The organism is Providencia sp. PROV040 (genome assembly GCF_032706145.1).
Lineage (GTDB): Bacteria > Pseudomonadota > Gammaproteobacteria > Enterobacterales > Enterobacteriaceae > Providencia > Providencia hangzhouensis.
This window is the reverse complement of sequence record NZ_CP120530.1, coordinates 37980-49196: the sequence shown is the minus strand read 5'-3', so window position 1 is coordinate 49196 and position 11217 is coordinate 37980. Positions and strand designations below refer to the sequence as shown.

11 protein-coding genes and 3 pseudogenes are annotated in these 11217 nt (G+C 42.3%); 1 reads left to right on the top strand and 13 read right to left on the bottom strand.

The window, feature by feature from the left end; all coding sequences use genetic code 11:
* Positions 1-46: 46 nt before the first annotated feature.
* The 7 genes and pseudogenes from P3L40_RS00195 to dfrA1 all read right to left on the bottom strand — a co-directional run.
* Positions 47-199, bottom strand: a pseudogene (locus tag P3L40_RS00195) (IS256 family transposase); the annotation flags it as partial.
* 22 nt (positions 200-221) lie between these two features.
* Positions 222-599 (bottom strand): hypothetical protein, encoded by a 378-nt coding sequence (locus tag P3L40_RS00190; protein ID WP_001271300.1) that lies wholly within the window; start codon positions 597-599, stop codon positions 222-224.
* Between the two features lie 409 nt (positions 600-1008).
* Entirely contained in the window at positions 1009-1380 is a 372-nt protein-coding gene (locus tag P3L40_RS00185) for a hypothetical protein (protein WP_000119696.1), read from the bottom strand.
* Between the two features lie 60 nt (positions 1381-1440).
* Complete coding sequence (locus tag P3L40_RS00180; protein ID WP_001444089.1) at positions 1441-1938, bottom strand: hypothetical protein; 498 nt, start codon at positions 1936-1938, stop codon at positions 1441-1443.
* A gap of 28 nt (positions 1939-1966) precedes the next feature.
* Positions 1967-2802: pseudogene (aadA1, locus tag P3L40_RS00175) on the bottom strand (ANT(3'')-Ia family aminoglycoside nucleotidyltransferase AadA1).
* 57 nt (positions 2803-2859) lie between these two features.
* Positions 2860-3384, bottom strand: a complete 525-nt coding sequence (gene sat2, locus P3L40_RS00170; RefSeq protein WP_000704156.1) for a streptothricin N-acetyltransferase Sat2 — start codon at positions 3382-3384, stop codon at positions 2860-2862.
* Positions 3385-3478: 94 nt separating this feature from the next.
* Entirely contained in the window at positions 3479-3952 is a 474-nt protein-coding gene (dfrA1, locus tag P3L40_RS00165) for a trimethoprim-resistant dihydrofolate reductase DfrA1 (protein ID WP_000777554.1), read from the bottom strand.
* A 331-nt stretch (positions 3953-4283) separates the two neighbouring features.
* On the opposite strand from dfrA1, the pseudogene intI2 reads away from it, so the two are divergent.
* A pseudogene (gene intI2 / locus P3L40_RS00160) lies at positions 4284-5261 on the top strand (class 2 integron integrase IntI2).
* A 187-nt stretch (positions 5262-5448) separates the two neighbouring features.
* Here the strand turns inward: intI2 and P3L40_RS00155 are convergent.
* From P3L40_RS00155 to P3L40_RS00130, 6 genes are all read right to left on the bottom strand, one after another.
* On the bottom strand, positions 5449-5688 hold the full coding sequence (locus P3L40_RS00155; protein ID WP_001353740.1) for a BrxA family protein: 240 nt from the start codon (positions 5686-5688) through the stop codon (positions 5449-5451).
* A gap of 557 nt (positions 5689-6245) precedes the next feature.
* Positions 6246-6656, bottom strand: a complete 411-nt coding sequence (locus P3L40_RS00150; protein WP_112308044.1) for a ParB N-terminal domain-containing protein — start codon at positions 6654-6656, stop codon at positions 6246-6248.
* Positions 6657-6677: 21 nt separating this feature from the next.
* The gene (locus P3L40_RS00145; protein ID WP_136134556.1) at positions 6678-7823 is read right to left on the bottom strand and encodes an ABC transporter substrate-binding protein; all 1146 of its coding nucleotides are present in this window, start codon (positions 7821-7823) and stop codon (positions 6678-6680) included.
* Positions 7807-9018 (bottom strand): MFS transporter, encoded by a 1212-nt coding sequence (locus tag P3L40_RS00140; protein WP_136134557.1) that lies wholly within the window; start codon positions 9016-9018, stop codon positions 7807-7809. The genes P3L40_RS00145 and P3L40_RS00140 overlap by 17 nt, the downstream gene beginning before the upstream one ends.
* A gap of 2 nt (positions 9019-9020) precedes the next feature.
* The gene (locus P3L40_RS00135; RefSeq protein ID WP_136134558.1) at positions 9021-10184 is read right to left on the bottom strand and encodes an NAD/NADP octopine/nopaline dehydrogenase family protein; all 1164 of its coding nucleotides are present in this window, start codon (positions 10182-10184) and stop codon (positions 9021-9023) included.
* 10 nt (positions 10185-10194) lie between these two features.
* Positions 10195-11211, bottom strand: coding sequence for a PLP-dependent cysteine synthase family protein (locus P3L40_RS00130; RefSeq protein ID WP_136134559.1), 1017 nt, complete (start codon positions 11209-11211; stop codon positions 10195-10197).
* Positions 11212-11217 lie beyond the last annotated feature (6 nt).

Below are 11217 nucleotides of genomic sequence, written 5' to 3'. Positions count from 1 at the left end.
TGAAAGAGCCTGTAAACCCTTTTGTGTAAGTGCTTTTGCCGGTCAGTTAAAGGTGGCCATTTAAACGGTCACCAAATTCGATCATAAAACGGTTCATGGCCGGCTTCCAGTTGCGGATCGGCATCGTCCATTTCTTGGTCGCCGCCTGGATAGCCAGGTACACCACCTTCATCGCTGATTCGTCCGTAGGGAACACCTTGAGTTCATATTAATGGAATTTTCTACAAATAGCCTCCGTGGTTTTGAGGGGGGATTACAGACGATCCATAGTAGTAATCCAATGAGTTCTTGAGCGCGGCGACATGTTTGGACGCCTTGGCAAAAATTAGAGCCTGCTTGAAGTGCAGGCGAGCACGTGCTTGGACGATTGATCCATTCGCGGTCAAAAACTCAATCTTGGATGACAGCGTGTCAGGAAATCCAATATCGAAGTCCCGCCCCGTGTCAAAGTAGGGCATTTCATGATCAAAGGACGAAGCTTCCCAGGCCACTTCCCTAATATTCCAGCCGCTAGAAACAAGATTTCGTACGACTTCATCAACTTTTTTGCTTTCCAACTTGTCACAAAGTGCATAGGCAAGAGCTTTGGCGGCAGACACGTGCGTTTCCTCTTAAACATAGGTCGAACGGATACCCGAGGCAAAGCGGAGCATTAGTCCCAAAGCATCTCCGGTAGATCCGGAGGCTCCATACTGAAGGCATGGCATCTTGGGCATTGATATTTGAAACTTCTCTCTAGATAGCAGGGATTTCTTGGCCTTGCCTCATGCTGATAGCTTGTAAATATCACACGATCCTTAGCCCCACAAAGTGAGCATACTCCGTAGCTTTCATTTATAGAAATCGTCGTTAGATTGTCGCAGCATGTGCACGTTCCGACTATTTGCTCAGGAAGCATCGCCATACCTTGGCCTAGGTAAAGAAGATCAGACTCGTAGCCACATCGGTGGCAACTGAGCTTGTACGCAATGCCCATCTGGTTGTCTCACCTGAATCGTAACGTCAGAGCTATTCATCCATCCATTCGGCATCAATGTATGCCACTAAGCCGACCAGCTGACCGTTTGGACTGAAGTATGTTGCCTGCACCCCACTTGACATCTCATCAATACCACCGCACTGCGCTAGGCGCCGGTCCCACTTGCCCACAGAAGCGTCAGGATCGGCTGAGTTCCCCAAGACCCTTGTGAGCCATGCCTCCTTTAACTCAACCTCTCGAATGATTGCGTCGGCCAGCTCCTCCGCGTTATCTAGTTCGACATAGTCTGGAATTCGGACGTACGTTCTGAACACAGCTGGATACTTACTTGGGCGATTGTCATACATGACATCAACAATGTACCCGTTTGTGTAACCGTCTCTTGGAGGTTCGTATGACACTAGTGGTTCCCCTCAGCTTGCGACTAGATGTTGAGGCCTAACATTTTATTAGAGAGCAGGCTAGTTGCTTAGATACATGATCTTCAGGCCGTTATCTGTCAGGGCAAGCGAAAATTGGCCATTTATGACGACCAATGCCCCGCAGAAGCTCCCATCTTTGCCGCCATAGACGCCGCGCCCCCCTTTTGGGGTGTAGAACATCCTTTTGCCAGATGTGGAAAAGAAGTTCGTTGTCCCATTGTTGGCAATGACGTAGTAGCCGGCGAAAGTGCGAGACCCATTTGCGCTATATATAAGCCTACGATTTCCGTTGCGACTATTGTCGTAATTGGATGAACTATTATCGTAGTTGCTCTCAGAGTTGTCGTAATTTGATGGACTATTGTCGTAATTGCTTATGGAGTTGTCGTAGTTGCTTGGAGAAATGTCGTAGTTGGATGGGGAGTAGTCATAGGGAAGACGAGCTTCATCCACTAAAACAATTGGCAGGTCAGCAAGTGCCTGCCCCGATGCCATCGCAAGTACGAGGCTTAGAACCACCTTCAACAGATCGCGCATAGTCTTCCCCAGCTCTCTAACGCTTGAGTTAAGCCGCGCCGCGAAGCGGCGTCGGCTTGAACGAATTGTTAGACATTATTTGCCGACTACCTTGGTGATCTCGCCTTTCACGTAGTGAACAAATTCTTCCAACTGATCTGCGCGCGAGGCCAAGCGATCTTCTTGTCCAAGATAAGCCTGCCTAGCTTCAAGTATGACGGGCTGATACTGGGCCGGCAGGCGCTCCATTGCCCAGTCGGCAGCGACATCCTTCGGCGCGATTTTGCCGGTTACTGCGCTGTACCAAATGCGGGACAACGTAAGCACTACATTTCGCTCATCGCCAGCCCAGTCGGGCGGCGAGTTCCATAGCGTTAAGGTTTCATTTAGCGCCTCAAATAGATCCTGTTCAGGAACCGGATCAAAGAGTTCCTCCGCCGCTGGACCTACCAAGGCAACGCTATGTTCTCTTGCTTTTGTCAGCAAGATAGCCAGATCAATGTCGATCGTGGCTGGCTCGAAGATACCTGCAAGAATGTCATTGCGCTGCCATTCTCCAAATTGCAGTTCGCGCTTAGCTGGATAACGCCACGGAATGATGTCGTCGTGCACAACAATGGTGACTTCTACAGCGCGGAGAATCTCGCTCTCTCCAGGGGAAGCCGAAGTTTCCAAAAGGTCGTTGATCAAAGCTCGCCGCGTTGTTTCATCAAGCCTTACGGTCACCGTAACCAGCAAATCAATATCACTGTGTGGCTTCAGGCCGCCATCCACTGCGGAGCCGTACAAATGTACGGCCAGCAACGTCGGTTCGAGATGGCGCTCGATGACGCCAACTACCTCTGATAGTTGAGTCGATACTTCGGCGATCACCGCTTCCCTCATGATGTTTAACTCCTGAATTAAGCCGCGCCGCGAAGCGGTGTCGGCTTGAATGAATTGTTAGGCGTCATCCTGTGCTCCCGAGAACCAGTACCAGTACATCGCTGTTTCGTTCGAGACTTGAGGTCTAGTTTTATACGTGAACAGGTCAATGCCGCCGAGAGTAAAGCCACATTTTGCGTACAAATTGCAGGCAGGTACATTGTTCGTTTGTGTCTCTAATCGTATGCCAAGGAGCTGTCTGCTTAGTGCCCACTTTTTCGCAAATTCGATGAGACTGTGCGCGACTCCTTTGCCTCGGTGCGTGTGCGACACAACAATGTGTTCGATAGAGGCTAGATCGTTCCATGTTGAGTTGAGTTCAATCTTCCCGACAAGCTCTTGGTCGATGAATGCGCCATAGCAAGCAGAGTCTTCATCAGAGTCATCATCCGAGATGTAATCCTTCCGGTAGGGGCTCACACTTCTGGTAGATAGTTCAAAGCCTTGGTCGGATAGGTGCACATCGAACACTTCACGAACAATGAAATGGTTCTCAGCATCCAATGTTTCCGCCACCTGCTCAGGGATCACCGAAATCTTCATATGACGCCTAACGCCTGGCACAGCGGATCGCAAACCTGGCGCGGCTTTTGGTACAAAAGGCGTGACAGGTTTGCGAATCCGTTGCTGCCACTTGTTAACCCTTTTGCCAGATTTGGTAACTATAATTTATGTTAGAGGCGAAGTCTTGGGTAAAAACTGGCCTAAAATTGCTGGGGATTTCAGGAAAGTAAACATCACCTTCCGGCTCGATGTCTATTGTAGATATATGTAGTGTATCTACTTGATCGATCAGGCTTTTGTATATCTCCCCACCACCTGAAACAATGACATGATCCGTTATTTTCTTTAGGTTGGTTAAAGCATCTTTAATTGATGGAAAGATCAATACGTTCTCATTGTCAGATGTAAAACTTGAACGTGTTACGACCGCATACTTTCGGTTGGGTAATGCTCCCATTGATTCAAAAGTCTTGCGTCCAACCAACAGCCATTGGTTATAGGTAATAGCTTTAAACAGGAGCTGTTCACCTTTGGCACTCCATGGAATATCAGGGCCATTCCCGATAACTCCATTCTTCGATATAGCTACCATTAGTGATAGTTTCACAATTCTTCCTCAGAGGTTAACATTTTATTAGTAAGCATGCTCGTTTTGTCACCCGCTGATGCTTACCGTTAATTAATATAATCACTTGTATTAAATAGACTTTCTTTAAAAATACAAGACACTCTGTTATTACAAATCGTGCATGCCGTCTATCCTGCTTGCACGATGCACATTATCTCACCCAAAGAACTCATAACATTTTAATTTATTTAGCATTAAATTAAAACTCTACCGGTAAACAAGCATCTCTAGGCGTAAAAAACAGGCACTTTTTTAAATCCCAGCTAGAATAGGCTGTATAGGCAGACAGTTGCAAGACAAGGAGCGTTTTATGTCTAACAGTCCATTTTTAAATTCTATACGCACGGATATGCGACAAAAAGGTTATGCGCTGAAAACTGAAAAAACTTACCTGCACTGGATTAAGCGTTTTATTCTGTTTCACAAAAAACGTCATCCTCAGACCATGGGCAGTGAAGAGGTCAGGCTGTTTTTATCCAGCTTAGCAAACAGCAGACATGTAGCCATAAACACGCAGAAAATCGCTTTAAATGCCCTAGCTTTTTTGTACAACAGGTTTTTACAACAGCCGTTGGGCGATATTGATTATATCCCTGCAAGCAAGCCTAGACGGCTACCCTCTGTTATCTCTGCAAATGAAGTGCAACGCATTTTGCAGGTTATGGATACTCGCAACCAAGTTATTTTTACGCTGCTGTATGGTGCAGGTTTGCGCATTAATGAATGCTTGCGTTTGCGGGTTAAAGATTTTGATTTTGATAATGGCTGCATCACTGTGCATGACGGTAAGGGTGGGAAAAGCAGAAACAGCCTACTGCCCACGCGCCTAATCCCAGCAATAAAATAACTCATTGAGCAAGCGCGGCTTATTCAGCAAGACGACAACTTACAAGGCGTAGGGCCATCGCTGCCTTTTGCTTTAGATCACAAATACCCTTCTGCTTATCGACAAGCGGCGTGGATGTTTGTCTTTCCCTCCAGCACGCTCTGCAACCACCCGTATAACGGCAAATTATGCCGCCATCATCTGCATGACTCCGTTGCGCGAAAGGCATTGAAGGCAGCCGTACAAAAAGCAGGCATCGTTAGCAAGCGTGTCACTTGTCATACATTTCGTCACTCGTTTGCTACGCATCTATTACAAGCGGGGCGTGATATTCGCACTGTGCAAGAACTCTTAGGGCATAACGATGTTAAGACCACGCAAATCTATACGCATGTGTTGGGTCAGCATTTTGCCGGCACCACCAGTCCTGCGGATGGACTGATGCTACTTATCAATCAGTAAAAGTAGATAAATATCTTTATGTAGCCCTGAGTAGCCCCTGATACTTTTTATGGTGAAAAAGATAAACAATCATAGAGGGGATAAATATGAGCCAGTTCTACCATTGTTCAGATAAGTTTAAGCAAGATACTGTCAATCACAGTGACCATTCATGGTCATTACACTTCCTCCAGTTGCCAGACAATGCCTAACATAAAAACGCAAAAGCCCAAAAGTCAGAGCTTAGGTGTTCTAGGCGTTTTCTAAGCGCTGAAGAAATACGTCTTACCGTAGATTGCGTGCGTTTCTGAAGCACATTTTCCTTATACATGGCTTTATCCCAGGCAGCTTCATCAAGCTCTTGGAGTAACAAGCCAGTAATAATGCGACACTCTCGGGTTTGTAGCGAGCCGCTGGTGAGATCGGAGTTATAGCGGAAAGGGGTCATTTGTAATTATTTGTGGGTGGAGGATAGTTAACTTATTATTGTAGTTGGAAGAGGCTGCTTTCCAAACATTAGCACCTCGTAATGCTTGTTACTGTATATTAATTTATGCTCTTAGCGCATGTTAATGGGCTATTACAATGCATAATGTCCACATCAAGATAACTGTGGCTTAACACCTGTACAAGCGAAAAAAATCAATCACCTGTCCGGAAATACGGGATCACTGTAAAGTGTTGGTGAGGCAGTCTAGGAGGGGGATTTAATTTGGGATACTGATGAAAGGATTATGATCAGTTGGATATAGGATCGTACTAAGCTGAGCGGCAGGTTAGCTAGATTAGTTAACCAGATAAGTGAAATCTAGTTCCAAACTATTTTGTCATTTTTAATTTTCGTATTAGCTTACGACGCTACACCCAGTTCCCATCTATTTTGTCACTCTTCCCTAAATAATCCTTAAAAACTCCATTTCCACCCCTCCCAGTTCCCAACTATTTTGTCCGCCCACAATAAATCCGATTATGTTGTTAATGGCATAATCGGATTTTTATTTATATTTACAGGCCTTTTAATAGGCTTAATTTAAAATTAATTGTTGGTAATAATGGCGAAAAATGATGTTTTGTAGTTTTATAAGGCAATAGCTTATTTTGATATAAAATAACTTCAAAAATATTTTTCACATCATAAGGTTGGTCTGAGTTTTGATAGTTGACTTTGACTCGATTATCTTGATAACTCAGTAATATACAAGGTAACAGCGATAGTTTTAGTTGCTTAGCCACTTGATAGCGGTGGTTACCATCCATAATAATACCAGTGTGAATTTCACATGTAATTGGTGTTGTCCAAGTCCCATCACAGGCAATTTTGTGGCTAAGATAATCAACATGCTGTTCATCTGTTTCTTCTGATGAGCAAAAAAATTGTATTGGTTTCAATTCAATATGGTAGGTATCGTTAGTCATAACATCACCTTTATCAAAAAATTACTTATTATCTAAGCTTACAAAGTATCCAGGTTCATAAGGAATAGATAAAAATTTTTCATAGAATGTTTTAAATGTTTTATCTGCATTTAAATCAGCGAATAGTTCTGGGTGGATCCAATGTGCGAGCTGCTGTATAGCAATAAAATCATAAGGGCTGTTATAGAATTGATGCCAAATAGCATAAAATTGTTGGTTCTTAACGGCATTACTGCCAGTATAGGCGGGTTTTTTTAAGTATTTTTCTAGTTTTATTTTAGCCGCATTGAGGTTTTCATTTGGACCTAAGCCTATCCAATCTCCTTCAGGCATGAATTTTGAAAAGTTGGCGCTGGTAATAATCACTTTATCAGGGTTAGCGGCAAGCACTTGTTCAGGATTCATCATATAGAAGGTGTTAGGGGCATTGTTTGCGCCGATATTGTCACCACCAGCAAGTGAAACAAAGCGACCAAAGTTACCATCACCAAAAGTCAGACAGCACTCATCGGTATAACCACCTATGCGTTCAATAAAAATGCGTGGTTTTTGGGGATTATTTTTTGTGAGTACATCACTAACTCGTTTTAGCTGTTTTTCTCTAAATTGAATGAATTTCTCAGTTGTTTTTTCTTTCCCCCATAAAGCACCGAATAAGCGCATGGTTGGTGGTGTATTTTTTGATGGGTTAAAGCGAAAATCGACATAGATAATAGGGATCCCCGCCTTCTGTAATGCTTTATCGTGACCTTGCTCTTCAATAGCGGTTTTAGCTTCGATATTCATAATGATGACATCAGGCTGTAAAGTTAATGCATGCTCTATGTTTAAAGAACGTCTTTCTGTGCCACCAAATGTTGGAATTTTTTTTAGTTCAGGGAAATGCTCACTATATTGGCGCCATGTTGCAGGATCTGAGGTTTGCATATCGTTCCCCATTGCAACAATACGTTTTGCAGGGTTTTCTTTATCTAGCATGGCGACTAGGTAAAGCATACGGCCTTCACCTAAAATGACTTTTTTCACTGGAACGTTGACCTTGACCTTTCTATCTAGAATGTCGGTGACAACAATCTGCTTTGCTGAAATAGCAGTAGAGAATAGCAAAGTAAAAGAAAACAATAACAGGGATACTATTTTGATAGATAATTTATGCTTTTCTTTCATATAATTCCTCATTGGATGAATGTTTGATCAGTAAAATGATTGTAATTAGGCTTGTGATATAACCAGCTGAAACATAATAAAAAAGCCAATCAATTCCAGGAAATAGAATAAATATACTTCCTAAGGCAATTCCTCCGATAGAAGCGAATTGATTGATACTTTGTGATAGACCAAGTACATAGCCTTGATGTTCAGAGGATGTAGTTGAAGATATTAATGCCGTGAGTATTGGCGTTGTTGCACCAAGTAAAACTCCCCAAAGCAAGTACAGTGAGGCAAACCAAAAAATTATAGGGGTTAATGCAAGACAGATAACAACAATGACACAGGTGAAGATAATCCATTTTAAGCGAACCAATGAAACAGTTATTGATTGGTGTTCAAACCATTTAGCCCATAACTGAGCAGATAGAATAACCCCCATTGCTTGTAGACCATAAATTAACCCAATAACCCAGAAATCTATTGAGTAGGAATGGTTGAGGTATAATGAAAAACTGGGGAGGGTGAGCATTCTGCTCATTAATAAAAGCCCCATTAATAACATAAGGTGTTTCACAACTTGTTGAGGGCGATACTTTTTTTTGTTGTTAGATGTTTTTTTTGCTTGTATCACTAGATGATGTTTTTTATCTGAAGGTAAGAAAACAAATACAGTGACTGCGCAAACACCACAGAGTAGCCCCGCAATTATATTGATCCAAAAGAAATTGAGATAATCTAAGATTAACCCACCACAAAGTGCCCCCAGTAAAGACCCGATATTTGTAGATACTTGTAGGAAGGCAAAAAGCTGTGTTCGCTTTTTAGGATCGGTGACTGAAACGCCATAAGCTTGAGCGGGAGCAATATACCCTGCGCAAGCTCCTTGCACAGTTCTCAGTAATAAAATTAGCCAAGGGTCGTTATAAAATGATAATAAAATTTGGGTAATTGCTAAGCCAAGCAATGCACGGATCATCATTGCTTTATTACCCACTCGATCACCCATTCTCCCCCAAAATGTACTGGTTAACATGACCCCAGTCATAGGAGCGACATAAACCATTGTCAAAGAAAAAGACAGTAGCCAACCCGAGCTATTATGTTGTAAATGAATAGGCCAAAATGGCCCACTCATTTCCATCGCTCCCATTGAAACAATTTGGATACCAAATAAGAAACCAATAATCAGATGGCTTTTCAGTAAATTCACGGTTAACTTACCTGATATTGAGTTAGATTTAGCTCGCTGAAGGCAGGATGCGGAATGTTAGGGTCTAGTCCTAGATACCCCATGCACCAAGTGTATATTTCATTCGTATAAGGGAGTGGAATATTGAGATGCTCACCTAAATGAACGAGTAAACTTAGCCCATAAACAATATCTTCCTGAAATACCCGATGTTGTTTATTAAAAGACCAGCCACTTTGCTTATGTTTTATTAATGGTAATTGGATACCATGGTAAGCCTCATTGGTACGAAGTATTGACCAAAGGGTTTTTGTATCACTAATTTGTTCAGGATAAACTTCGCGTAATTCATCAATTAAGGACTTTACTGTGACTAAAGGAATACCTAAGTTGTCTATTAAGTGTCGGCAAATAGAGAGTCGTTCTTCATCACAACGCTGTAAATAATAGGCGCTAAGTTCGGTACAATCATTCCACCAGCAGATAGGTGACTCAAAATAGTCATTATGCCATTGAGCGTATGGGCCGATTAGCCCGTAGATTACCGAGCTATGCATTATAGGGTTTGCTGGTGTTAGGGTAATTTCCAAATAGTTATCGAGAATACTAATAGGTGCGGAATATAGCCTTGATAACAATTTATGAAGCTGCTTTTTATTGGATTCATTTTCTCGATGATGAAAAGCAATAAAAAGTGCCGACTTTTCTCCACCGAAACAGACTTTAGTCCCAGGTTCTAATCCCCATGCGATATGAGGAACATCTTTCATTCCCCAAATCACAATATTAGGATTGTTTTTAAAGAACTGTTCAGCAAGCCAGTCAAAACCATTAATTCCAGGAATAGCACCGATAAAAACAGTTTTAGAAGAAGATAGATAAGCAGAAATAAAACGTAACCAACTTGCTTGATGATGGGAAGGGACAGTAAGAATGACTATGTCAGCTTCAGGTATCACCAGTTGTGGTGAATTGGTTATTAATCCAACAGAATGGTTTATTATCTCACCATTATTGTAATGAACAGACAGAATATTGTTTTGCTGTTGATGGCGTTCAACCGTTGTTGCATTTTGGGTCAGTAGTGATGTTTTTATATTTAGATATTGACTAAATAAAGCTACAGCAAGGTGACCCGTTTGACCTCCTCCGCAAATCACAACATTAAGATGTTTTTCTTCCGACATCACTTCCTCCTTAGCTAGCTTTCTCTAAAGAAACAGTATTAGTAAGCCAATGATTAAGTTGATGAGATATATCAGGTGAGGTCAAATTACGAGAGCTAAGCCACTGCTCATTAAATACGGTATTAAGATATTTTTCACCGCCATCAGCTACGATAACAACGATATTGCCGTGAATAGTATCGTTATTAATATACTCTAAGGCTTTATAGACAATTCCTCCGGTAGAGCCTCCTATTAACAAACCGTATTGGCTAGCAATATATCGCGCAGTTTCAAATGCTTGAATATCTGAAACCTGTGCATTATGGTCAATACAGCTGTAGTCCAGTACTAATCCAACTTCGTCCCCTTCAGGAGTGCCTGTACCTGATTGATAATAAGGTTTTCCTGGATATCCAAAAATAATGGACCCTTCAGGTTCAACGGCAACAGTGATAGTTTGTGGATTATGGGACTTTAGGCCTTGAGAAACACCAGTCATTGAGCCGCCAGTGCCAACACAGCCTATATATGCATCAATTCTGCCAATTTGTTCTATTAGTTCACAAACTAATGCAGCATAACCACCTGAGTTTGCTGCATTGTCTGATTGATTCATAAACGTTGCATTGGGAAGTTGGGAGGCTAATTCACTAGCAAGGCGCTGACGTTCGACAACCGCTACTTCGTCTTCCTGATAATCACCAATGACATAACGGATTTCAGCACCTAGTGCTTTCATTATCGCTATTTTGTCAGGAGCTGCGTGATGATCAACAACGGCAATAAAATGTAAATCAAATTCAATAGCAGCAAGCGCAAGGCCAATCCCAGTATTGCCTGATGATGATTCTATAATGGTACTTTTAGGCTTAATTTTCCCCGATTTTAGCCCTGCAATAACCATATTGCGTGCCATTCTGTCCTTCATACTTCCACCAGGGTTGTTCTTTTCTATTTTTAAAAATAAGGCACTTTTTTTATGGGGAACTGCAATACGTAAAATGGGTGTATTACCTATCAAATCAGTGGTTTTGTTGTAGATCATAAGCTT

Coding starts and splice junctions, on each gene's coding strand:
- P3L40_RS00135 (WP_136134558.1), bottom strand. CDS start 10,184: ATGTCGGAAGAAAAACATCTTAATGTTGTGATTTGCGGAGGAGGTCAA.
- P3L40_RS00130 (WP_136134559.1), bottom strand. CDS start 11,211: ATGATCTACAACAAAACCACTGATTTGATAGGTAATACACCCATTTTA.
- sat2 (WP_000704156.1), bottom strand. CDS start 3,384: ATGAAGATTTCGGTGATCCCTGAGCAGGTGGCGGAAACATTGGATGCT.
- P3L40_RS00180 (WP_001444089.1), bottom strand. CDS start 1,938: ATGCGCGATCTGTTGAAGGTGGTTCTAAGCCTCGTACTTGCGATGGCA.
- P3L40_RS00150 (WP_112308044.1), bottom strand. CDS start 6,656: ATGACTAACGATACCTACCATATTGAATTGAAACCAATACAATTTTTT.
- P3L40_RS00145 (WP_136134556.1), bottom strand. CDS start 7,823: ATGAAAGAAAAGCATAAATTATCTATCAAAATAGTATCCCTGTTATTG.
- P3L40_RS00155 (WP_001353740.1), bottom strand. CDS start 5,688: ATGACCCCTTTCCGCTATAACTCCGATCTCACCAGCGGCTCGCTACAA.